Origin of the sequence: Herbaspirillum seropedicae, assembly GCF_001040945.1 — a bacterium.
Lineage (GTDB): Bacteria > Pseudomonadota > Gammaproteobacteria > Burkholderiales > Burkholderiaceae_D > Herbaspirillum > Herbaspirillum seropedicae.
On sequence record NZ_CP011930.1, the window covers coordinates 3,807,712 to 3,831,063 of the forward strand.

The following is a 23,352-nucleotide window of genomic DNA, read 5'->3' on the forward strand; positions in this document are numbered from 1 at the left end:
GATCATCATGTGGCTGCAAGAAACAACGACATCCGAGCGGCGCACGCTCACGGCGACCTTCACCGGCTATGCGGTGGATGGTTTTGATTACATGATCTACACCTTCCTCATCCCCACGCTCCTGGCGGCGTGGAGCATGAGCAAGGCCGAAGCCGGCTACATCGCTACCGGCGCCCTGCTGACCTCGGCCATCGGCGGCTGGGCCGCAGGTGTGCTGGCCGACCGCTATGGCCGGGTGCGGGTGCTGCAATGGACGGTGCTGTGGTTTGCGTTCTTTACCTTCCTCTCCGGTTTCACCACGTCCTTCGGCCAGTTGTTCTTTACCCGCGCCATGCAGGGTTTCGGCATGGGGGGGGAATGGGCGGTCGGTTCGGTACTCATTGCCGAGACCATCTCGGCCCGCCATCGCGGCAAGGCCTCGGGGCTGGTGCAGAGCAGTTGGGCGGTAGGCTGGGCGGGTTCAGCGCTGGCGTTCTGGGGCGTCTATGCGGTGCTGCCGCCGGAGACCGCATGGAAGGTGTTGTTCTGGATCGGCGTGCTGCCAGCCCTGCTGACGCTCTACATCCGCCGCGCCATCAGCGAGCCCGCCGTCTACCTGGCTACCCAGGCCCGGCTGCGCGAGAGCGGCCAGCGCGGCAATTTCCTGCGCATCTTCCATCGCGACCTGCTGCGCACCACCTTGCTGGCGAGCCTGCTGGCCACCGGCATGCAGGGCGCGTATTACTCGGTGACTACCTGGCTGCCGACCTTCCTGAAGACCGAACGCCATCTGTCGGTGCTGGGCACGAGCACCTATCTGCTGGTCTTGATCGGCGGCTCCTTCTGTGGCTATCTCACCTCGGCCTGGCTGTCCGACACCATCGGTCGTCGCCGCTGCTTCATGCTGTTCGCCGCGATGGGCATCGTGCTGGTACTGAGCTATACGCAGATGATCATCACCGATGCCTGGATGCTGGCGTTGGGTTTCGTGCTGGGCTTCTTCCTCTCGGGGATCTTTTCGGGGATGGGGGCGTATCTGTCTGAACTGTTCCCCAGCGATGTGCGCGGTTCAGGACAGGGGTTCTGCTACAACTTCGGACGTGCGGTCGGGGCGATCTGTCCGGCGCTGGTGGGCTATCTGAGCAACAGCCTGCCGCTGGGGCAGACCATAGGCTGGATTGCGGCAGGCTGTTATGGGTTGGTGATCGTGGCTTGCCTGGTCCTGCCCGAGACGCGCGGCAAGGAGCTGGAAGCGGTCGCAAAGGCTTTCTGATTCTCCCCCGTTTTCCCTTGCAAGAGGCCGGCTGGATGCCGGCCTCTTGCATTTTGGCGCGCCTCTGGCTTGCCTGCGCCCACCGCCTTCCTGCCCTATACTTGCAACTCGCCGCGGTCAAGCGGGTCTGAAGAACCCGCGCCCCCGTCACAAGAACAACCTACCGCTGCACTCATGGAAATCGTCTTCACCGTGTTGATCCTGCTGCTGGCCGTCGCCGTCTCCGGCGTCGTCGCCCGGCTGGCGCCCTTCAAGCTGCCCCTGCCGCTGTTCCAGATCGCGCTGGGAGCGGTGCTGGCCCTGCCCATGTTCGGGCTGCGCATCAGCTTCGATCCTGAATTGTTCCTGCTGCTGTTCATCCCGCCGCTGCTGTTCACCGACGGCTGGCGCATGCCCAAGCGCGAGTTCTTCCGGCTGGCGCGCCCCATCCTGGCGCTGGCGCTGGGCCTGGTCATGTTTACGGTGGTCGGGGTGGGCTACTTCATCCACTGGATGATCCCGGTCATCTCGCTGCCCTCGGCCTTTGCGCTGGCCGCCGTGCTCTCGCCCACCGATGCCGTGGCGGTCTCCTCCATCGTCGGCAAGGGGCGCTTGCCGGCCTCGATGCAACATGTGCTCGAGGGTGAGGCGCTGATGAACGATGCCTCGGGCCTGGTGGCCTTCAAGTTCGCCATTGCGGCGGTCATCACCGGTACCTTCTCGCTGCTGGACGCCAGCATTTCCTTCGTGCTGATCGCCGCCGGCGGGGTGGCTGTGGGCCTGATCGTAGCCTGGGGCTTCGGGCTGATCCGCCGCAAGATCATCGAATGGGCTGGCGATGAACCGGGCATCCAGGTGGTCTTGCTGCTGCTCATCCCCTTCACGGCCTACATCTTCGCCGAACACTTCGGCCTCTCGGGCATTCTGGGCGCGGTCGCGGCGGGCATGCTGATGCCCTATCTGGAAACCGCCGGCGGCGAGTCGGCCGCTACCCGGCTGCAGGGGCGCAGCATCATGACGATGCTGGAATTCGTCTTCAACGGCATGTCCTTCCTGCTGCTGGGCCTGCAATTGCCGGGCATCGTCAGCCTGGCCCATATGGACGCCAAGATGGCCGGCAATGTGCCGGTGTGGCACCTGTTCGTCTATATCGTCGCCATCACGCTGGCGCTGGTGGTGCTGCGTTTCGTCTGGGTCTGGATCAACCTGCGCATGCGCCGCTTTGCCTCGGCGCTGCGCGGCCAGAGCGGGCGCAATCGCAAGTTCGACCTGCGCCTCATCAGCATCACGGCGCTCTCCGGGGTGCGCGGGGCGATCACGCTGGCCGGCGTGATGTCCATTCCGCTGCTGCTCAAGGAACATACGCCCTTCCCAGCGCGCGACCTGTTGATCTTCCTGGCCACCGGGGTGATCGTCTGCTCGCTGCTGCTGGGCAGCCTGCTGCTGCCGTGGATGCTCAAGGACCTGCAACTGGATGCCGAGGTCAAGCGCCGCCGCGCCGAAGAGATGATGGCCCGGCTGCGCCTGTCGGAGGCGGCCGTGCGCAGCATCGAGACGGCCCAGGAACGCATCGGCATGAACCTCGATGAGAACGACCTGGCCCTGCTCACCGAAGTCAGCGGCAGCCTCTTGGCGACCTACCGGATGCGGATGAATGCGGAAAGCGATTCGGAAGAAACCCAGCGCGCCGCCAACCGATTCAAGCAGTTCGAGCGCGAACTGCGACTGGAGGCGATCCGCGCCGAGCGGCTGGAAGTGCACTACCTGCGCGCCGAGCAGCGCATCAATGACGAGACCTTCCTGATGCTGATCAACCAGATCGACATGGCCGAGACCTGGCTATTGGGCTCGCTCAATGCCCCCGGCCAACATCACTGAGCGCGCTGCGCTCTTCGGAAAAGCCAGGCCAGCAAGCACAAAGCCCGCATCGCCACTGTGCATGGCGATGCGGGCTTTGTCGCAGAAGAAGGGGATTCAGGCGACCGAATTGACGGTCGTGCCGATGATCTCGCCGGTCGCATTGCGCGACGCCTGTTCGCGGCGATTGCGCTCCTGGCGGGCGTTTTCGGCGCGGGTTTCATCGCCCTGGATTTCTTCCAGGCGGCGCTGCTCGGCCTTGACCGCAGCAGCAGCCTCTTCGGCGCGGCGCACGGCGACCGGATCATTGGCCTTGCCCGTGGTGGGCGCATTCCCATTGGGGTCGGAGACGACAGCGTTGACGGCGGAGGCGATGTCCATGGCCATGATGGGCTCCTTTGATACGAAGGACGAGAAATGAATGCTGGTGGCGACAATATGTGCCGTCCAGTGAGGCGAATGTCGCTATCTTACGCCCATTGCCGCGCTCTGCCACAGGAAAAACCTGACATCGCCCATTTTTTGCGCTGACGCCACCTTCATTCTTGCCTGCGTGGCAAGAAATCATGGAGGGCCGATATCAGCCTGGAAACTTCCTCGCCAGGCAGCGCGGCGGTTCAGTGGCAATCCGGCACGTTCTGGTCGAGGTAGACCTCGAAGGCGACGTTATTGACCCACTTCCTGATGGCATTGAGCCAGAACGCATCGTTCCATCTGGCCGCCGCCTGTCGGGCCGCGGCCAGGTCGGCGGGATCATTGCCGCGCACTTGCAATACCAGGACCTGGCGGCTCACCGGGGCCAGTTGGGCGGAGAATTTCTTCCACTCGGGCAGCTTGAGCAAGACTTTCAGAAGGGTGTCGTCGTGCACGGCGGCGTCGCACTGGCCGATGCGCACGGCCAGCAGCGAATCGGCCGGGGCCGGCATCACTTTTTCGATGGCGCCGTAGCGCGCGCTCAGGGTGCCGACATAGGGAGATCCGCTGGAGACACAGACGGTGCGCCCCTTGAGGTCATCCCATTTGCGGATGGTGGTATCGCTGCGCATGATGGCCATGCCGCCGGCGCTGTAGCCGGTCGGGATGAGGGTGGCGTCGGCGGCGCTGGCCTGGGCCGGGTCCACGCGCGTGAGCACGACATCGGGACGCACCCCCTTGAGCGCGGCGCGGTCGGCGACGTTGGGCTGCAGATCGGCCTTGAGTTTCCATTGCGCGGCAAGATCCTCGGCCAGCACGGTGGCGATGTTCTCCGGTGTACGGAATTTCATGCCGCCCTTGTAGACCGGCGGTACGTGGTCCAGCCCGATGCGCAATTGCTCGCTGCGGCGGGCGTCATCGAGCACGCCTGCCTGGGCGGCTCCGACCAGCAGGCAGACCGACGTGAGCAGCGTGTAGCGGTAAAGGGCGCGCATGGAGGGGCCAGCCTTAGACGTACTGGTACTTCAGCAGACGATGCTTGAGGTTTTCCAGGATCACCTGGTCGATCAATGCGGCCAGGATGGCGATGGTCAGGATATTGGCCATCACGCCGACCATGTCGGCAGTCTCGCCCGAATAGGCCAGCGTGCGGCCCAGGCCCTTGCCGAAGCCCACCAGCATTTCCGCCGAGATCAGCGCGCGCCAGGCGTTGCCGAAGGCCAGTTGGGCGCCGGTGATCAGTTCCGGCATCACCGCCGGCAGGTAGACCCGGCGCAGCATGGACAGCCGCGAGGCGCCCATCACGCGGGCCGCCGAGACGTGGACCTGCTGCACGCTCTCGGTCGCGTTCATCACCGACAGCGCCGCCGGGAAGAAGGCGGCGATGGCCACCACCACCACGATGGGCAGGTTGCCAAAACCCATCAGGATCAGGAACAGCGGCACCCAGGCAATCGACGGAATCGATTGCAGGATCACGATGGCCGACTTGAGCACTTCACGGAAGAAGAACAGCACCGCACCGACCAGCCCGAAGCCGATGCCCAGCACCAGCGCCGAACCATAGCCCATGCCCAGGCGATAGAGGCTGCCGAAGAGCGCCAGGCGGAAATTGCTGGACTGCACCTCTTCCCACAGCCGCGCCGCCACCGAAGGCACGCCCGGCATCAGGAAGGACGGCAGCGACCAGGCCGCGATCTGCCACATCAGGAGGATGAAGACGATGGCCAGCACCATGGCCAGCTTCTTGCGGATACCGGTAACGCGACGCTGAGAGCTCATAAGGACAGGAAAGACAATGGCCGGACACGGTCCGGCCAGATTAAAAAAACATAAAAACTACTTCGGCATCACATCCCAAACCGTTCGGGCTGAGTAGGCCCGAGAGGGCCGTATCGAAGACGCTCCGACGATCACAGCTTGCGCGCGTTCTGCCACGACAGGTCGGTGATGGAGTTCACGTCGAAGGGCTTGCCGTCACGGGTCTTGAGCGAACCTTGCGACTGGAGGATATCGGCGATCTCCTGCATGCGGTCCTGGTCCTTCTTGCTGATCTTGGGCGTGAAGGTCTGGCTCTTGATGGCGTCGCGGATCACGTCTTCGCGCAGCATCTCGCCATGCTTCAGGGTCTTCAGTGTAGGCTCGGCGATGAAGTAGCCGGCGATCAGCTTGGAGGCCTCGGCAGGCTTCTTCTGCAGCAGGGTGATGGCGTCGCGCTGGGCGTCGAGCGACTTCCAGACGGCCTCACGCTTCTTCTTCAGGGTCTCGCCGGAAGTGATGACCACCATGCAGGGGAAAGGCCAGACTTCGCCGATTTCATAGACCTGCTTGACCGGCGCGATCAGTTGCGCGATGCGCGCCTGCGGTTCGAACAGGAAGGCGGCATCGACGCGCTTGCCCACCAGCGACTGCACCGCCACCTGGGGCGAGACGCCCATCACATTGACGTCATCGGCCTTGATGCCGGCGTCGCGCAGCACCACGCCCTTGAGCACGGTGTCGGCGGTGCTGCCCTCGGCCTGCGACGCCAGGGTCTTGCCCTTGAGGTCGGCCACCTTGTTGATGCCGGAGTCTTCACGCGCCACCAGGGCGTGATAGCCCAGTTGCGCGCCGCCGACCACCTTCAGGTCCGCGCCCTTGGAGGCCCAGGCCACGGCATTGGAAAAGCCGAACACGCCACTGTCGAGCTGACCGCCGACGATGGCCTTGACCAGGTCGGTGCCGGACTTGAACTCGATCAGTTCCACATCCAGTCCGTACTTCTTGTAGAGCCCCGCTTCATAGGCGGCCATGGCTTGCGCATCGTCCATGACGCGCAGGTAGCCGATCTTGAATTTTTCCAGCGCAAAGGCATTGCCGGAAAATGCCAGGGCGGCGGCGGTGATGGCGGGCGCCAGGATGCGTGCGAGTTTCATACTCCTACCCCTTCAATGTTTTTGGCAAATTCGTCCTGCTCGGCGTGGATGCCCAGCAGGCAGAGGATGTCGCGGCGGATGGCCGCAAATTCGGACAGGTCGTGCGTCTTTTCGTGATGCACGAGATTGAATTCCTTCAAGACCTTGGCCGGACGCGGGCTGAACACGAAGATGCGGTCGGCCAGGAACAGCGCCTCATCCACATCGTGGGTCACCAGCACCACGGTCGGGCCTTGCTGGCGGATCAGGTCGCGCAGGGCGTCCTGCAGGGTCATGCGGGTGAGCGCATCGAGGGCCCCAAAGGGTTCGTCCAGCAGCAGCGCTTTGGGCTGCGAGATGAAGGCGCGCGCCAGGGCGGCGCGCTGGCGCATGCCGCCGGAGACCTGGTGCGGATAATAGTGTTCGAAGCCCTTGAGCTTGACGTTTTCCAGCCAGACGCGGGCCTGCTCGGCAGCCTTCTTCTTGTCCACGCTCTGGAATTCCAGCGCCAGCGCCACATTCTGCTGCAGGGTCAGCCAGGGATAGAGTGCGTTCTCCTGGAACATCAGGGTGCGCTCGGGATGGGGGCCACGGATGGTCTGACCGTCACCGGCGACGCTGCCGCTGCTGGGCTTTTCCAGGCCTGCCGCCATGTGCAGCAAGGTGGACTTGCCGCAGCCGGAGGGGCCGACCAGCGCGACCAGCTCACCCGATGCGATCTCGCGGGTGAATTCCTCGATCACGTGCAGGTCGCCGAAATGCTTGGCGACATTGTTGAAAGATAGCTTCATGTGGTCCTGCGGATGGTCCGCGCCAGGGATGGGTGGAACGGGAAGGAGCGTCGGCCCGCGGCACGGGCGCCACCATGGGCCGCTGCGGTCTCCCCCCTTTTATTCAGGCATGCACTGTACTGTTGCCCGCTATGCAAAACAACTACTTAATAATCGTATGCTTATTCGTATTTCGAATAAGAAAGCAGCCGAAATTGCATAAGGCCGTCAGGCTCTCGTCAGTTTCCATTCCGACAACAAGCTCTGCACGTCCGGATAGCGCAGGCGCACGCCCAGCTCTTCCTTGATGCGGCGATTTTGCAGCCGGCGCGACTCCGACATGAACGACAGCATCATAGGCGAGACGCTGCGTTCCAGTTCGGCACGCGGCAGCCGGGGCGGGCGCGCCAGGCCGGCGGCATCGGCCACGGCGTCGAAGTAGTCACCCATCTTCAGTTCGGTATCGTCCACCGCGTGGTAGAGGCGATTGGGCGCGCCCAGGCGCAGGGCGGCCAGACTGACGCGGGCCAGGTCATCGGCGTGGATGTGGTTGGTATGGACGTCTTCCTGCGCCAGCAGTGCGGGCAGGCCCTTGTGCAGGCGCTCCAGCGGCAGGCGGTCGGCGGCATAGATGCCCGGCACGCGCAGGATGGAAAGCTTGCCGTGACGCCGCCGCGCCCAGGCCCGCAGCACCGTTTCGGCATCGACCCGACGCACGGCGCGGGTGTTCTGCGGATTGACCCGACGCGTCTCGTCGAAGCTTGCGCCAGCGCAATCTCCGTAGACACCGGTGGTGCTGATATAAACCAGGCGCGCGCCCTCGGGTAAAATGGCGGCCAAATTGCGGGTACGGCGGTCGATGCGGCCCTCGGACTGCGGCGGCGCCAGGTGCACGATGGTCGGCGCCAAGCGCGCCAGGCGACCCAGGGTATGGGGCGCATCGAGGTCAGCCACGATGGGGACGGCCCCAGCGGCGCGCAGTTCGGCGCAGCGCTCGGGGTTGCTGGTCACGGCCAGCACGCGGTAGCGCGGCAGCAACAGCGGCAGCAGCCGCAGGCCGACATCGCCGCAGCCCAGGATCAGTACGCGGGGCAGGCCCAGTTTTTTCACGGTATTCAATCCAAATTTATCCAGAAGCAGAATTGTATGAGTTTCCAAGTCACAGTCCAGCCTAGCGGTCGCCAATTCACCTGCGACGCCGACGAATCCATCCTCACCGCCGCCATCCGCGCCGGTGTCGGCCTGCCCTACGGCTGCAAGAACGGCGCCTGCAGCTCCTGCAAGGGCAAGCTGGTGTCCGGCCAGGTCGAGCACGGGCCGCACCAGGAGCGCGCCCTGTCGGCGCACGAGCAGCAATTGGGGATGGCCCTGTTCTGCGTGGCCAAGCCACAGAGCGATGTCACCATCGAAGCGCGCGAGGTGGCCGGCGCGGGCGATATCCCGGTGCGCAAGCTGCCGGTGCGCGTGGCCAAGCTGGACAAGGTGGCCGACGACGTCATCGTCCTCTCGCTGCAACTGCCGGCCAATGACCGCCTGCAATACAAGGCCGGCCAGTACGTGGAATTCCTGCTGCGCGACGGCAAGCGCCGCAGCTACAGCATGGCCACCGCCCCGCACAAGGATGAGCACATGAGCCTGCACATCCGCCACCTGCCGGGCGGGCTGTTCACCGACCAGGTCTTCACCACCCTGAAGGAACGCGACATCCTGCGCATCGAAGGCCCGCTGGGCACTTTCTTCCTGCGCGAGGATTCGGACAAGCCCATCATCCTCCTGGCCTCCGGCACCGGCTTTGCGCCCATCAAGGCCATCGTCGAGCAGCTCGAACACGCCGGTTCCAAGCGTCCGGTCACGCTGTACTGGGGTGGCCGCCGCCCGCAGGACCTGTACATGGACGCGCTGTGCCAGCAGTGGGAGCAGACGCTGCCCAACTTCAAGTACGTGCCGGTGGTCTCCAACGCCCAGGCCGAAGACAACTGGAGCGGCCGCACCGGCTTCGTCCACCGCGCCGTGATGGAAGACTTCCCCGACCTGTCGGGCCACCAGGTCTATGCCTGTGGCGCACCCATCGTGGTGGAATCGGCACAGCGCGACTTCAGCGCCCAGTGCGGCCTGCCGCAAGACGAGTTCTATGCCGACTCCTTCACCTCCGAAGCCGACCTGGCCAAGCCGGTGGCCGACAGCCCGGCCGCCTGAGCCTCGGGCGCGGGCCGCGCTGGTGTCATGCCAGCGTCACGCGCCTCTGCCAAGATGCCGCGCAAGCCTGATGCGGCGCGGCAGGGACGGATGCGATGCAAATGCAACGGCAGCCCGCCGGATGTGGCTGCCAGCGGCGCCGGTGGGAAATTTCTTTTTGACGCTCTGCGCAAAACGTCCTAATATTGACCGCATGATCGCCAACGCCACATTTTTACGACGCCGCAGCCAACCTGAGAAAGGTTTGCTGCTGCGCGCGTGAAGTGAAACGAATCGCGAAGCCACAGGCAAACCCTGTGGCTTTTTTTTATTCGCCATTTTGGGTCTGTCGTGCGCCTGCCGCCTAGCGCTTAGTGCTCATGTGTCAGCAACGGTCTGCACCACCCTCCCAACCACCCTATTCTTGCAGGAGCCTATCGATGCAATACAGCCAGTCCGACGCCAACAAGCTGATGTACGTCACCAACCGCCCCGAGCTGGTCTTTACCGAAGGCCATGGCATGTGGCTGACCGACCATAACGGCAAGCGCTATCTCGACTACCTGCAAGGCTGGGCGGTCAACACCCTGGGCCATGCCCCGCAGTGCATCGCCGACGCTCTGGCCGCGCAGAGCAAGAAGCTGATCAACCCCTCGCCGGCCTTCTACAATGAGCCTTCCATCGAGCTGGCCAAGCTGCTGACGGCCAACTCGGTGTTCGACCGCGTCTTCTTCGCCAACAGCGGCGGCGAAGCCAACGAAGGCGCCATCAAGCTGGCCCGCAAGTGGGGCAAGAAGAACCCGGCAGCCGACGGTTCGGCGCGCTTCGAGATCATCACCTTCAAGCACAGCTTCCACGGCCGCACCCTGGCCACCATGTCGGCCAGCGGCAAGGATGGCTGGGACACCATGTTCGCCCCGCAGGTGCCGGGCTTCCCCAAGGCCGTGCTCAATGACCTGGAGAGCGTCAAGGCGCTCATCGGCGAGCACACCGTGGCCGTGATGCTGGAGCCGGTGCAGGGCGAAGGCGGCGTCATCCCCGCCTCCAAGGAATTCATGCAGGGCCTGCGCAGCCTGACCAAGGAAAAGAACCTGCTCTTGATCGTCGATGAAGTGCAAAGCGGCATGGGCCGTACCGGCCAGCTGTTCGCCTACCAGCACTCCGGCATCGAACCGGACATCATGACCCTGGCCAAGGGCATCGGTGGCGGCGTACCGCTGGCCGCGCTGCTGGCGCGTGAGGAAATCGCCTGCTTCGAAGCCGGCGAACAAGGCGGCACCTACAACGGCAACCCGCTGATGACCGCCGTGGGCGTGGCCGTGATCAAGGAACTGTTGAAGCCCGGCTTCATGGAATCGGTGCGCGAGCGCGGCCAGTACCTGCGCCAGCGTTCGCTGGAAATCTCCGAGAAGTACGGCTTTGAAGGCGAGCGTGGCGAAGGCCTGCTGCGCGCCCTGCAACTGGGCCGCGACATCGGCCCGCAGATCGTCGAGGCCGCCCGCAACCTGGAACCGGTGGGCCTGCTGCTGAACTCGCCGCGTCCCAACCTGCTGCGCTTCATGCCGGCCCTGAACGTGACCAAGGAAGAAATCGACCAGATGTTCTCCATGCTGGAAGAAGTCCTGGCCAAGATCGGGAAGTAAGCGATGACGGGGCGTGTGCGGATTGCTTCGATGCGGATGGCGGTTGCGCCATCCTGCCTGTCCCCCCTCGCGGCGCGTTGCACGGCAGTCTGTGCGGCGCTGGTGCTGGCCGCTTGCAGCACCACACCGACCGCGCCCCCCATCGAACGGCTGCCCGGCGCCCCGCAATCGCAGGCGCCGGCGCTGCCGGCCACCGAGAATGGCAACGAGGTGGCGCTCTACGCCCTCTCCCTGATCGACACCGGCTACCGCTTCGGCGGCAAGAACCCCTCCGCCGGCCTGGATTGCAGCGGCATGGTCAGCTACATCTTCGGCCAGGCCGCCAACTACCGCATCAGCGGCAGCGCCGCCGACATCGCCCGCCAGGGCCGCCAGATCGATCCTTCGCAGTTGCGCGCAGGCGACCTGGTGTTCTTCAACACCATGAACCGTCCCTTCTCGCACGTGGGCATCTACCTCGGCGATGGCCGCTTCGTGCATGCGCCCTCCACCAATGGCAAGGTGCATATCACGCGCATGGACAATCCCTATTTCTCGCGCCGCTTTGAAATGGCGCGCACTTACTTCAACTGAGTGTCGCTCTTGCGGACCGCGCGTTTGCGCGGCCGCTCCTGCTGCTGCACCCGGTCACCATACTCGCGGATCAAATTGGCGCTGTAGCGCGTAAAGGCAATATCCATGTGCCGGCGCATGGCCGCGCGCGCCTGTTCGGGATTGCGCTGGCGTAGCGCTTCCATCACCAGTGCATGCTCGTCGATGGCCTCCTGCCACACGCGGGTGCCGTCGAAATGGCTGTGCAGGCGCTTGAACAACGGTCCCAGGCGGGCATCGAAGAGCTGTGTCACCAGCCCCACCAGCACGCTGTTGCCGGTGGCTTCGGCCAGGCGGATATGGAACAGCCGGTCGGCCTCGAGCGGATCGATGCCGGCCTGGGCGTTGGAGATCATCAGCGCATAGGCTTCCTCCACCGCCGCGATCTGCTGCTTGCTGCCATGCTGGGCGGCGGCATAGGCGACCTCCCCTTCGATCATCTCGCGCGCCCGGATCAGCTCCAGCGGGCCTTCCTCGCTGGAGAGATCGATGCGCCGCTCGCGCTGCACCGGCGGGCAGACATAGATGCCCGAGCCCATCCTGACCTCGATATGCCCCTCCACCTCCAGGGCGATGAGCGCCTCGCGCAGCGAGGGCCGGCTCACGCCCAGCTGCAGGGCCAGATCGCGCTCCGAAGGCAGGCGCGAACCCACGGCGAATTCGCCTTCCACGATCAGCTTGCGCAACTGGTCGCTGATCTGCCGGTACAGCCGCTGCGGTTCGATCGCTTCGATGGGCATGATGGCCTTCAGTTCAGGGTGGCAGGGAACTCCAGATCATAGGCCGCGCCGGCCTCGCGCAGCATGGGCGCAATGGTCGGATGCAGGGTCACGCCCTGCGCCAGTTGCTCGGCGCGACGCTGCATGCCGCGGTCACCCGGCATGCGCACCTGGCCGACGCCAGGGCGTGGCGGATTGGCGCGGCAGGCCTGGGCGATATGGTCCATCTGGCGCTTGAAGTCCTGCTCGCCGCCAAAGGCCGACGGGTCATAGAGCGACATGAACACCGTCGCGCCCCAGCCCGCCGCCGGATCGGCCCGGCCAAAGCCGGACAGGCCGCCGGTGAGCGCCTCGATCAGCACCGCCAGCCCGAAGCCCTTGTGCCCCGCCGACAGCCCGCCCAACGGCAGGATGGTGCCCGGCGGCGTGGCCGAGAGCACGGCCGGGTCGCGGCTGGGATGGCCGGCGCCGTCGATGAGCCATTCTTCCTCGAACTGCTTGCCGGCCTTGTGCAGGCGGTTGCTCATGCCATTGGTGGTGATGGAGGCCGAGATATCGACCAGGAAGGGCGTGCCGGAGGTAGGAATGCCGGCCGCAATGGGATTGGGCGTGAACACCGCCTGAGTGCCCCCGAACGGCGCCACGCTCTGCACCGCCGGATCGGAACTGGCCAGGATCATCATGAAGCCCTCCTGGGTGGCGCGCAGCAGGTAGGCCGCCAGGCAGGCGATGTGATGGCTGTGGTGGATGGTCAGCGAGGCGGTACCATAGTCGCGCGCCTTGGGGATCAGGGCATCGATGCCCTGGTGCACCAGCCAGGGACCCGGCAGGCGGCGGCCATCCCAGGCCAGCGCGGCGGCCCGTTCGGAGAGCACTTCGGGCTGGCCGGACTTGGCCATCGCGCCTTTTTCCAGCTCCTTCACATAGGGGGCCAGCAGCGCCAGGCCGTGGGTATCATGGCCCAGCAGATCGCCATCGACCAGGGTGGCGGCGACGCTGTCGGCCTTGTCGGCTTCCAACCCGGCCTTCTGCAGCAGGGTGGTCGCGAACTGACGCAGCGCATCAGCGGAAAAACGTTCGGGTGCAGCCATTGCAACAACCATCCTTTCCTTGCTTGTCTTCACGAGAGAAACCGGTTTGCCTCACGCCGTGGCCAGGGTCTTCCTGCGCACCAGCTTCAATGCCAGCGGCAGCAGCCACAGCAGCAGCGTGATCACGCCCAGCGTGCCGGCAATGGGGCGCTCGAAGAAGGCCAGGAACTGTCCATCCGCCTTGATCATCGAGGTCACGAAATGTTCTTCCAGCATGCCGCCCAGCACCACGCCCAGCACCGCTGGCGCCACCGGGAAGCCGTTTTCTTCCATCACATAGGCCAAGAGACCAAACACCAGCATGATGCCCACATCGGTCACGCTGTTGTTGGTGGCGTAGGAGCCGACGATGCAGAAGAGCAGGATCAGGGGCATCAGGATGCCACGCGGAATGGACAGGATACGCTTGGCCATCTTGATGCACCAGAAGCCCAGCGGCAGCATCAACAGATTGGCGAGGATGAAGACGATGAAGATGGCATACATCGACACCGGGTTTTCCACGAAGATCATCGGCCCCGGGTTGAGGTTCTTCATGTAGAGCACGCCGATGACGATGGCCGTGATGGAGTCACCGGGGATGCCAAAGACCAGCGCCGGAATCCAGGCCCCGGCCAGCGCCGAGTTATTGGCCGCGCCTGATTCGACGATGCCTTCCGGGTGGCCTGTGCCGAATTTTTCCGGCTCTTTGGACAGCTTCTTGCTCATCGCATACGACATCCAGGCCGCGATGTCCGCCCCCGCGCCGGGCAAGGCGCCCACCAGCGTGCCCAGGACGCTGCCGCGCAATACCGACTTGGGATACTTGATCATCAGGCCCCACATGCCCTTGAAGACATTGCCCACCCGACTCTCGGCCACCTTCATGCTGAAGTCGCGCGAGACCGCAAAGCGCAGCACCTCCGACATGGCGAACATGCCCACCATCAGCGGCACCAGCGACACCCCGCCCAGCAGGTCCGGTTGGTCGAAGGTGAAGCGCGGCGCCCCGGCCGGATTGCCCATGCCGATGGAGGCGATGAACATGCCGAGGAAGAGTGACACGAAGCCTTTGAGCGGATTGTCGGAGGCAATGAAGATGGCGCAGGTCAGTCCCAGCAAGACCAGCCAGAAATACTCGAAGGAAGAGAACTTCAGCGCCAGCTCGGCCAGTGCGGGCGCCGCCAGGATCAGAACGAAGGTGCCGAACAGCCCGCCGATGACCGAGAACACCAGGCTGGCGCCCAGTGCGATCTCGCCCTGCCCTTTCATCGTCATCGCGTAGGCTTCATCGGTATAGGCAGCCGACGAGGGCGTGCCCGGAATGCGCAACAGGCAGCCCGGGATATCGCCCGAGAAGATCGCCATGGCCGTGGCCGACACCATCGCGGCAATGGCCGGCACCGGCGGCATGAAGAAGGTCACCGGCACCAGCAAGGCCACCGCCATGGTGGCCGACAGGCCGGGCACCGCGCCCATGAAGAGCCCGAAGATGGATGACCCGAGGATCACCGCCAGCACGTAGGGATCGAAGACCATCCCGAAGGCCGCATAGATATTGGCGAACATGTCGTCTCCTTACCAGGCCAGGGGCGTGAGGATGCCCCAGGGCAGCGGCACCTTGAGCAGCTTGTAGAAGATGGTGTGGATGATCAGGGCGCAGGCCAGGGCCGTCGGCACGGCCGTCAGCAGGCGGGTGCGGAAGGTCACGAACAGCACCAGCAGCAGCACGAAGGCGGTCGGCAGGAAGCCCAGCGGCTCCGAGACCCAGATGTAGAACAGCAGCGAGGCCGGCACCAGCAGGAAGGCCAGCACCGCATGGCTATTGCCGATCCATTCGGGCAGCGTGAACCAGTGCGCATCCTGATCCGCTGCGTCGGTGGTGGAAAAGGTGGAGACATGCGCCGAGCGCGCCTTTGTCTTGCGCAAGCCGCGCAGGCCGCGCAAGACCAGCAGCACGGCGCAGATCAGCAGGCCTACCGCCAGCGCCTGCGGAAAGACGTTGGGGCCGATATCCTGCCCCATCGCAGGCAGGCGGGAAGAAGCAATCCAGAGCACGACCGCAAACAGCGCGACCACCAGCCCGGACAAGGCATCATTGATTTTCATGGCAGCGATCCTGAATCCTGAAAAAGAGACGACAGCAGACAGCACACGTGCGCCACGCCGCAGATGCAGCGGGGCGCACGCGTTCAGGACATTACCTGGCCATGCCCAGGGTCTTGAGGATGGCGCCCATGTCGGCGTCGCTCTTGTCCATGAACTTGCCGAACTCGGCCGAGTCGGCATACATCACGCCGAAGCCGCGCCCGCTCATGAAGTCCTTGTAGTCCTTGCTCTCGTAGATCTTCTTCAGGCTGGCCGACAGCCGCGTCTGCACCTCCGCCGGCAAGCCCTTGGGCGCGACGATGCCGCGCCAGGCGCCATTGGTCCAGCCGCTGCCAGTCAGGCTCTTGAGGGTCGGCACCTTGGGATAGAGCGCGGCCGGCTCGTTGGCCATCACCACCAGCGGCACGGCCTTGCCGGCATCGATCAGCGAGCGCGCTTCCGGCAGCGAGGCTGCAACGATGTCCACGCCCCCGGCGGCCAGGTCCACCATGGCCGGCGCTGCGCCATTGGAGGGGACGAAGCGCACCGCATTGGGCGCCACCTTGAGATCATTCAACATGCCCGCCAGGCCCAGGTGCCAGATACCGCCCTGCCCGGTGCCGGACGCCTTGAGCTTGCCCGGATTGGCCTTGATGGCCTTGAGCAGGTCATCGAAGCTCTTGTAAGGCGAATCGTGGCTCACCGTCAGCGCGGCCGGGTCGAAGTTCATCAGCGCCAGCGGCGTGAAGTCGCGCGGCGTGAGCTTGGTCAGGCCCTGGTGGTGCATCATCGAGATTTCCACCGTGGCGATGCCGATGGTGTAGCCGTCCGGTGCGGCGCTGGCGATGGCCTGATGGCCCACCGCGCCATTGCCGCCGGTGCGGTTGACCACGTTGACGGGCTGGCCCAGGTCCTTTTCCAGCAGCGCGCCGATGATGCGCGCGGTGGCGTCGGTGCCGCCGCCGGCGCCCCAGGGCACCACCAGCGTGACCGGACGCTCGGGCCAGGCGGCGAAGGCGCAAGGCGCGGCCAGGACCGAGAGCGCCACGGTGCCGGCCATGAGGGATTTCAATACGGTTCTGCGGGTGCTTTTGCAGGTGTTGTTGCGGCTGCTTTTGCTGATAAAGGGCATGTGTCTCTCCTCCGTTGTCAGGCGGGGGAAACGCTTGGCAAAGGGCTTGTCGTTTCCACCAGGGGTACCTGCGTGAGAGCGCCGGTCAGGCCGGCTTTGTTGGTCTCGTGTCCAGCGCAGGTGCGGATGCCTTGCTGCTTTTTTCTTGGTGTCCGTAGCGTCCCGGACTTATGTTCCCGACATCGCCTGAGCAGCCCATCGAGGAGGCGGCTAGCACCATACTCAAGGGCCAACAGGTAATGTGGTCTGACCAGCGGGACCTAGAATTTCACATCCTCCCGGCAGTGTCAAGGATGAATGGTACGCATCAAAATAATTCATCTTCGCTGCCACGCAACAAAATCCACCACCCGCAAACCCTTGCCCCGCCTGGATTACAGCAGAGAGGCCGCAATTCTGTCATGCTGCACAAGCGCATCGCAACACCACAGCGGCGGCACATCGAAAAAGCTTTCCCGCCTTCTGGTATTACCACTTGACCAAACAAATCTGACTGCAATAGACTCGCAGCCAATCATACAAGTCACGTCGCATCAGCGTGCTTTGCTACCGTCGGGGACGGGGCAGGCTGCAGGGCAGAACGGGACGGCACAGACCCAGCCGCGACAGACCCTGCCCGCGGCCTCAGGCAACGGAGACATCGCTTTGACCTATGCAGCGACGAGTGCGAACCGCAGGACACCGCTTGGCTGGGCGCGCAACGCCGCCGCCATGGCGGCAGGCAGCGTGCGAGCCCGCCGCGCCTTGCATCGCGCCTCTTCTTTCGGGTCCCTGCTGGCCTTCCTGCTGATCGATTTTTCCCGCTATTTCTTTGACCAGGGCGACAGTCATCCTGTCCCCGCGCGCGTCCCCGCCTGAACCTGAAGCCTTCAGCTTCACCAGGCCAGACGCGCCCCGGCAGCACAGAACCGCTCTGCAGGCCTACCCGGCCTGCAGCTCATGGATTCACGCGCAGCCTGCACAGGCAGGCCGCGCCAGGGAAAGACAATGACTGACGATACCAAGAAATCCACCCGCCGCAGCCAGGCCTGGTTTGGCCGCCAGGACCGCGATGGTTTCATCTACCGCTCCTGGGTCAAGAACCGCGGCATTCCGCACGACCAGTTCGATGGCCGTCCGGTGATCGGCATCTGCAATACCTATTCCGAACTGACTCCGTGCAATTCGCACTTCCGCGCCCTGGCCGAACAGGTCAAGATCGGCATCTGGGAAGCCGGCGGCTTCCCGCTGGAATTCCCCGTGATGTCGCTGGGCGAGACGCTGTTGCGCCCCACCGCCATGCTCTACCGCAACCTGGCCAGCATGGATGTGGAAGAGTCGATCCGCGCCAATCCGCTCGATGGCGTGGTGCTGCTGATGGGCTGCGACAAGACCACCCCGGCCCTCCTGATGGGCGCGGCCTCGGTGGATGTGCCCACCATCGGCGTGTCGGGCGGGCCGATGCTGTCGGGCAAATATCGTGGCCGTGAACTGGGTTCCGGCACGGGCGTGTGGCAGATGTCGGAAGACGTACGCGCCGGCAAGATGACGCAGGAAGAATTCTTCGAAGCCGAGAGTTGCATGCACCGCTCGCACGGTCACTGCATGACCATGGGCACCGCGTCCACCATGGCCAGCATGGTCGAGGCGCTGGGCGTGGGCCTGCCGCACAACGCCGCCATCCCCGCCGTGGATGCGCGCCGCAATGTGCTGGCCCGCAATGCCGGCCGGCGCATCGTGCAGATGGTGGAAGAAGACCTGGTGCTCTCCAAGATCCTCACGCGCCAGGCCTTCGAGAACGCCATTCGCGTCAACGCCGCCATCGGCGGCTCCACCAATGCGGTGATCCACCTGCTGGCCATCGCCGGGCGCATCGGTATCAAGCTGGACCTGAAGGACTGGGACGACATCGGCCAGCAACTGCCCTGCCTGCTGGACCTGCAGCCGTCGGGCAAATTCCTGATGGAAGATTTCTACTACGCTGGCGGCCTGCCAGCGGTGATCCGCCAGCTGGAAAGCGTGATCGACAAGACCGCCCTGACCGCCAACGGCAAGACCCTGTGGGAGAACTGCCAGGACGCGCCGAACTGGAACGAGGAAGTCATCCGCTCCTTCGACAAGCCGTTCAAGGAAGCCGCCGGCATCGCCATCCTCAAGGGCAACCTGGCGCCGGACGGCGCCGTCATCAAGCCCTCGGCGGCCACCCCTGCCCTGCTCAAGCATCGCGGTCGCGCCGTGGTCTTCGAGAACAGCGACGACCTGCACAAGCGCATCGACGACGAGAACCTGGATGTGGATGAAACCTGCGTGCTGGTGCTCAAGAACTGCGGCCCCAAGGGTTACCCCGGCATGGCCGAGGCGGGCAACATGCCGCTGCCGCCCAAGATTTTGCGCAAGGGCATCACGGACATGGTGCGCGTGTCGGATGCGCGCATGAGCGGCACCGCCTATGGCACCGTGGTCTTGCATGTCTCGCCGGAAGCGGCCGCAGGCGGTCCGCTGGCGGTGGTGCAGAACGGCGACTTCATCGAGCTGGACGTGGAGGCGCGCAAGCTGCATCTGGATGTGTCGGATGAAGAACTGGCGCGCCGCCGTGCGCAATGGCAAAAGCCCGAGCTGCCGCCACAGATGCAGCGCGGCTGGGTCAAGCTCTATGTGGATCACGTGCAGCAGGCCAACCAGGGCGCCGACCTCGATTTCCTGGTCGGCAAGAGCGGGCCTTACGTGCCCAAGGACAATCACTGAACCGGCCTGCCCTTGCCGCTTGCAACGGCGGCGAGGGCAGCAAGAATTTTTAAAGCCAACCGGCTAGACCGAATTCCACCTGCAGCAACGCATCAGGCATCACAGGCTTCACAGGCTTCAAAAAAGCAGCATTAAGCAAAAGTTAAGGGTCATTGAAACAGCATTAAATTCATCTTGATACCAGCATCCGTCGTACCCCGGGACCACGGTACAGCCACACAAGCGGCGGCCGTATTCCAGGAAGTAGTTGCATCAGGTGGACCAAGACAACCATCACGGAGACGAGCAATGAAAGTACTGATCACGGACTACGATTTCCCCGACGTCGACCTGGAGCTTGCGCTCTACAAGGAAGCCGGCGTGGAAGTGGTGACCGCGCAATGCCGCACGGAAGAGGAGGTCATCGCTGCCTCCGCAGGCTGCCAGGGCCTCTTGGTGCAATACGCACCGGTGAACGCCAAGGTCTTTGCGGCCCGCCCTGAAATCCGCATCGCCAGCCGCTATGGCGCGGGCTTCGACACCATCAACACCGCCGACGCCGCCGCCCATGGCGTGTGGGTGGCCAACTCGCCCGACTATGGGGTAGGCGAAGTCGCCACCCATGCGCTGGCGATGGCGCTGGACCTGATCCGCAACATCACCGTCTATGACCGTGCGGTCAAGGCCGGCGAATGGCACTACACCACCGCCGGCATCATCCCGCGCGCCTCTGATCTCACCATCGGCATCATCGGCCTGGGCCGCATCGGCAAGCGCATGGCGCATATCTCGCGCAATCTCTTCAAGCGCGTCATTGCCTATGATCCCTACATCATCGATGGCGACTTCCCCGCCTATGTGGAGCGCGTCGGTCGGGAGGAACTGTTCCGCCAGGCCCATGTGGTCTCGCTGCATACGCCGCTCAACGACGAGACCCGCAACATGATCGACGCCTCCCTGCTCGATCTGCTGCAAGCGCAGAGCTACCTGGTCAATTCTGCCCGCGGCGGCCTGGTCAAGATCGACGACCTGCTGGCGGCGCTGGAAAACGGCAAGCTCAAGGGTGCAGCGCTGGATGTGCTGCCAGTGGAGCCGCCGCAGACAGCTTCGGCTATCGTCCAGCATCCGCGTGTGCTATTGTCGCCGCACGCGGCCTTCTTCTCGGATGTCGCGGCGCGTGAACTGCGACGCAAGGCGGCCAAGAACCTGATCGACTGGGACCGCACCGGACGGCCCTCCTATGTGGTCGTCCAGGGCAAGAACAAATAAGTAAAAAAAACCAGTAAAAAACAAGTAACAGATAAGCACAAATAATCATCAACCCCGGCAACGGGGCGCCAATGCAGCACCCTCGCCTGCGGCCAGCCGGCGAGGCATCAGTGTAGAAAACAGAAAAAAGGGGGCTCCGGAGATCCCCCACATGCCCCCAACGGGCATGCCTGAACAAAGTGCGTTGCGGCCGTCTCCTTCTGGAACCGGTTCCGCAGCGTCGATACGAGGATATACACGAGGAGCATTTGATGGCATCAGTACAGATCCGCGCAGTCAAGAAACAGTTCGGCAGCACCCAGATCATCCGGGGCGTCGACATCGATATCGCCGATGGCGAATTCACCGTCCTGGTGGGCCCTTCCGGCTGCGGCAAGTCAACGCTCTTGCGCATGCTGGCGGGACTGGAAGAGATCACCGGAGGCGAGATCCTCATCGGCGGCACCGTGGTCAACAACGTCCAGCCCAAGGACCGCGACATCGCCATGGTGTTCCAGAACTACGCGCTCTACCCGCACATGACGGTGCGCGACAACATGGCCTTTTCGCTTACGCTGGCCAAGAAGGACAAGGCCTTCGTGGACGAACGCGTCAAGAAGGCCGCCGACATCCTGGGCCTGAACCAGCTGCTGGACCGCTATCCGCGCCAGCTCTCCGGCGGCCAGCGCCAGCGCGTGGCCATGGGCCGCGCCATCGTGCGCGATCCGCAGGTGTTCCTCTTCGATGAACCGCTCTCCAACCTCGACGCCAAGCTGCGCGTGCAGATGCGCACCGAGATCAAGGAACTGCACCAGCGCCTCAAGACCACCTCCATCTATGTGACCCACGACCAGATCGAAGCCATGACCATGGCCGACCAGATCGTGGTCATGCGCGATGGCCTGGTCGAGCAGCGCGGCCGTCCGCTGGACCTGTACGACTACCCGGCCAACCTGTTCGTGGCCGGCTTCATCGGTTCGCCGGCCATGAACTTCATCCCCGCCACCCTGCGCCGCAACGCCACCGGGGCCGAGGTCGAGTTCGCCGATGGCACCCGTGTGCCCGCTCCCTATGGCGCCGCCCTGCAGGGCAATGACGGCCAGAAGGTGACCTATGGCGTGCGTCCCGAACACCTTTCCATCGGCGCAGCCGGGCAAGGCATCGCCACCAAGGTCATCGTGGTGGAACCCACCGGCGCCGACACGGAAGTGTTCTCGCGCTTCGGCGACACCAGCCTCACCTCCATCTTCCGCGAGCGCCATGACTTCGGCGCGGGCGACGTGATCCACCTGGTCCCCGACCACAGCCGCACGCACCTGTTCGATGCCGAGTCGGGCAAGTCGCTGGCAGGACGCTGATTCGAGCAAGCAGCACCGCAGTACCGGCAACACCGTAGCGCAGCATCAGAAGAACAAGAGTCCATCCGCGCCAGCGCAGTAGAGGCGCGGTCCAATTCGACTTTCAACCGAAGGAGTAGGAGACATGAGCAAGCTGACACGACGCGAATTCCTGGTGACCAGCGCCGCCGCCGCCGCGGCTACCGGCATGGGCGCGAACGCCTTTGCCGCAGGACCGGGCGCGGCTGGCGCCGACAGCATCAAGTACCCCATCGAGCAGGGCGCCACCCTGCGCGTGCTGCGCTGGAAGCGTTTCGTCCAGGGCGATGAAGACCTGTGGAACGCCAACATCAAGAAGTTCACCGAACTGACCGGCGTGGCCGTGCGCACCGACAGCGAAGGCTGGGAAGACGTGCGTCCCAAGTCGGCCGTGGCGGCCAACGTGGGCAGCGGTCCGGACATCGTGCTGGGCTGGTTCGACGACCCGCAGCAATATCCCACCAAGCTGGTCGACATGACCGACCTGGCCGATTCGCTGGGCAAGCGCTATGGCGGCTGGTACGACGTCTGCCGCAAGTACGGCACCAAGGACGGCAAGTGGATCGCCCTGCCGCTGGGCGTGATCGGCAATGCCCTGGTCTATCGCGAAAGCCAGATCAAGGCGGCCGGCTTCGACGCCATTCCCAAGGACACGGCCGGCTTCCTCAAGCTGTGCCAGGCCCTCAAGGCCAAGGACACGCCGGTCGGCTTCGCCCTGGGCAAGGCCGTGGGCGACGCCAACAACTGGGCGCACTGGCTGTTGTGGTCGCACGGCGGCAAGCTGGTCGACAAGAGCGGCAAGGTCGCCATCAATTCGCCCGAGACCCGCGCGGCGCTGGAATACGCCAAGCAGCTCTACGCCACCTTCGTGCCCGGCACCCTGTCCTGGCAAGACCCGTCCAACAACAAGGCCTACCTGGACGGCCAGATCAGCATGACCGCCAACGGCATCTCGGTCTACTACGCCGCCAAGAACTCGCCGGACCCCAAGCTGCAGGAGATCGGCAAGGACACCCTGCACGCGCACTTCCCCATCGGTCCGGTGGGCAAGCCTTCGGAGCTGATGCAGATCACCCAGATGATGGTCTTCAAGCACACCAAGTATCCCAATGCGGCCAAGGCCTTCGTGCAGTTCATGTTCGAGCCGGATCAGTACAACCCGTGGATGAAGGCTTCCATCGGCTACGTCAGCCAGTCGCTGAAAGCCTATGAGAAGAACCCGATCTGGACCGAAGACCCCAAGGCCACGGTCTACCGCGACTCGGCCTCGCTGATGCTGGACCATGGCCACGAAGGTCCGCTGGGACAAGCCTCGGCAGCCTGCATGGCCGACTACGTGGTGGTGGACATGGTGGCCGAGGCGGCCTCGGGCGCCAAGACCGTGCAGCAGGCCATCGACCGCGCAGCCGATCGCGCCAAGCGCTACTACAAGGCTTGAGGC

General features: G+C 64.3%; 21 protein-coding genes. 10 read left to right on the forward strand and 11 right to left on the reverse strand.

The genetic code is table 11. The features are described 5' to 3' along the window. The first annotated feature begins 7 nt into the window (after window positions 1-7). Window positions 8-1,252, forward strand: coding sequence for an MFS transporter (locus ACP92_RS16595; RefSeq protein ID WP_013235264.1), 1,245 nt, complete (start codon window positions 8-10; stop codon window positions 1,250-1,252). 174 nt (window positions 1,253-1,426) lie between these two features. Next, a complete protein-coding gene (locus tag ACP92_RS16600) occupies window positions 1,427-3,109 on the forward strand; it encodes a Na+/H+ antiporter (protein WP_013235265.1) in 1,683 nt (560 codons plus the stop codon). A gap of 96 nt (window positions 3,110-3,205) precedes the next feature. On the opposite strand, the gene ACP92_RS16605 is transcribed toward ACP92_RS16600, so the two are convergent. From ACP92_RS16605 to ACP92_RS16630, 6 genes are all read right to left on the reverse strand, one after another. Next, entirely contained in the window at window positions 3,206-3,475 is a 270-nt protein-coding gene (locus tag ACP92_RS16605) for a hypothetical protein (RefSeq protein WP_041311033.1), read from the reverse strand. 230 nt (window positions 3,476-3,705) lie between these two features. Then, window positions 3,706-4,497 (reverse strand): type 2 periplasmic-binding domain-containing protein, encoded by a 792-nt coding sequence (locus tag ACP92_RS16610; RefSeq protein WP_013235266.1) that lies wholly within the window; start codon window positions 4,495-4,497, stop codon window positions 3,706-3,708. Between the two features lie 13 nt (window positions 4,498-4,510). Further along, complete coding sequence (locus tag ACP92_RS16615) at window positions 4,511-5,284, reverse strand: ABC transporter permease (RefSeq protein ID WP_013235267.1); 774 nt, start codon at window positions 5,282-5,284, stop codon at window positions 4,511-4,513. A gap of 131 nt (window positions 5,285-5,415) precedes the next feature. After that, window positions 5,416-6,417, reverse strand: coding sequence for an ABC transporter substrate-binding protein (locus ACP92_RS16620; protein WP_013235268.1), 1,002 nt, complete (start codon window positions 6,415-6,417; stop codon window positions 5,416-5,418). Further along, window positions 6,414-7,187: an ABC transporter ATP-binding protein gene (locus tag ACP92_RS16625; protein WP_013235269.1), complete on the reverse strand. Its 774-nt coding sequence runs from the start codon at window positions 7,185-7,187 to the stop codon at window positions 6,414-6,416. Before ACP92_RS16625 ends, ACP92_RS16620 begins: the two co-directional genes overlap by 4 nt. A gap of 207 nt (window positions 7,188-7,394) precedes the next feature. Beyond that, a complete protein-coding gene (locus ACP92_RS16630; RefSeq protein ID WP_013235270.1) occupies window positions 7,395-8,276 on the reverse strand; it encodes an NAD-dependent epimerase/dehydratase family protein in 882 nt (293 codons plus the stop codon). A gap of 36 nt (window positions 8,277-8,312) precedes the next feature. Here ACP92_RS16630 and ACP92_RS16635 point away from each other — a divergent pair, with 36 nt between their 5' ends. The 3 genes from ACP92_RS16635 to ACP92_RS16645 all read left to right on the forward strand — a co-directional run bounded on the left by ACP92_RS16635 (window position 8,313) and on the right by ACP92_RS16645 (window position 11,557). After that, window positions 8,313-9,362 carry a CDP-6-deoxy-delta-3,4-glucoseen reductase gene (locus ACP92_RS16635; RefSeq protein WP_013235271.1) on the forward strand — a complete coding sequence of 350 codons (1,050 nt, stop codon included), beginning with the start codon at window positions 8,313-8,315 and terminating at the stop codon, window positions 9,360-9,362. Window positions 9,363-9,781: 419 nt separating this feature from the next. Continuing rightward, window positions 9,782-10,984 carry an acetylornithine transaminase gene (locus tag ACP92_RS16640; protein ID WP_013235272.1) on the forward strand — a complete coding sequence of 401 codons (1,203 nt, stop codon included), beginning with the start codon at window positions 9,782-9,784 and terminating at the stop codon, window positions 10,982-10,984. Between the two features lie 36 nt (window positions 10,985-11,020). After that, window positions 11,021-11,557 carry a C40 family peptidase gene (locus tag ACP92_RS16645; RefSeq protein ID WP_171941721.1) on the forward strand — a complete coding sequence of 179 codons (537 nt, stop codon included), beginning with the start codon at window positions 11,021-11,023 and terminating at the stop codon, window positions 11,555-11,557. Here the strand turns inward: ACP92_RS16645 and ACP92_RS16650 are convergent. From ACP92_RS16650 to ACP92_RS16670, 5 genes are all read right to left on the reverse strand, one after another. Continuing rightward, complete coding sequence (locus ACP92_RS16650; RefSeq protein ID WP_013235274.1) at window positions 11,545-12,315, reverse strand: FadR/GntR family transcriptional regulator; 771 nt, start codon at window positions 12,313-12,315, stop codon at window positions 11,545-11,547. The two genes, ACP92_RS16645 and ACP92_RS16650, sit on opposite strands and share 13 nt — an antisense overlap. Before the next feature lie 8 nt (window positions 12,316-12,323). Next, window positions 12,324-13,385: an Ldh family oxidoreductase gene (locus ACP92_RS16655; protein ID WP_171941720.1), complete on the reverse strand. Its 1,062-nt coding sequence runs from the start codon at window positions 13,383-13,385 to the stop codon at window positions 12,324-12,326. A gap of 51 nt (window positions 13,386-13,436) precedes the next feature. Beyond that, the gene (locus tag ACP92_RS16660; RefSeq protein ID WP_013235276.1) at window positions 13,437-14,933 is read right to left on the reverse strand and encodes a tripartite tricarboxylate transporter permease; all 1,497 of its coding nucleotides are present in this window, start codon (window positions 14,931-14,933) and stop codon (window positions 13,437-13,439) included. A 9-nt stretch (window positions 14,934-14,942) separates the two neighbouring features. Next, the gene (locus tag ACP92_RS16665; protein WP_048348598.1) at window positions 14,943-15,473 is read right to left on the reverse strand and encodes a tripartite tricarboxylate transporter TctB family protein; all 531 of its coding nucleotides are present in this window, start codon (window positions 15,471-15,473) and stop codon (window positions 14,943-14,945) included. A 91-nt stretch (window positions 15,474-15,564) separates the two neighbouring features. Then, window positions 15,565-16,512 carry a tripartite tricarboxylate transporter substrate binding protein gene (locus ACP92_RS16670; protein WP_167578411.1) on the reverse strand — a complete coding sequence of 316 codons (948 nt, stop codon included), beginning with the start codon at window positions 16,510-16,512 and terminating at the stop codon, window positions 15,565-15,567. Between the two features lie 369 nt (window positions 16,513-16,881). On the opposite strand from ACP92_RS16670, the gene ACP92_RS24660 reads away from it, so the two are divergent. The 5 genes from ACP92_RS24660 to ACP92_RS16690 all read left to right on the forward strand — a co-directional run bounded on the left by ACP92_RS24660 (window position 16,882) and on the right by ACP92_RS16690 (window position 23,349). Further along, window positions 16,882-17,442 carry a hypothetical protein gene (locus ACP92_RS24660; protein WP_013235279.1) on the forward strand — a complete coding sequence of 187 codons (561 nt, stop codon included), beginning with the start codon at window positions 16,882-16,884 and terminating at the stop codon, window positions 17,440-17,442. Window positions 17,443-17,571: 129 nt separating this feature from the next. Next, window positions 17,572-19,308: an IlvD/Edd family dehydratase gene (locus ACP92_RS16675; RefSeq protein ID WP_013235280.1), complete on the forward strand. Its 1,737-nt coding sequence runs from the start codon at window positions 17,572-17,574 to the stop codon at window positions 19,306-19,308. 288 nt (window positions 19,309-19,596) lie between these two features. Next, a complete protein-coding gene (locus ACP92_RS16680; protein ID WP_013235281.1) occupies window positions 19,597-20,556 on the forward strand; it encodes a C-terminal binding protein in 960 nt (319 codons plus the stop codon). A gap of 251 nt (window positions 20,557-20,807) precedes the next feature. After that, entirely contained in the window at window positions 20,808-21,893 is a 1,086-nt protein-coding gene (locus ACP92_RS16685) for an ABC transporter ATP-binding protein (protein WP_013235282.1), read from the forward strand. Between the two features lie 124 nt (window positions 21,894-22,017). Further along, window positions 22,018-23,349: an ABC transporter substrate-binding protein gene (locus ACP92_RS16690; RefSeq protein WP_013235283.1), complete on the forward strand. Its 1,332-nt coding sequence runs from the start codon at window positions 22,018-22,020 to the stop codon at window positions 23,347-23,349. Window positions 23,350-23,352: the final 3 nt, after the last annotated feature.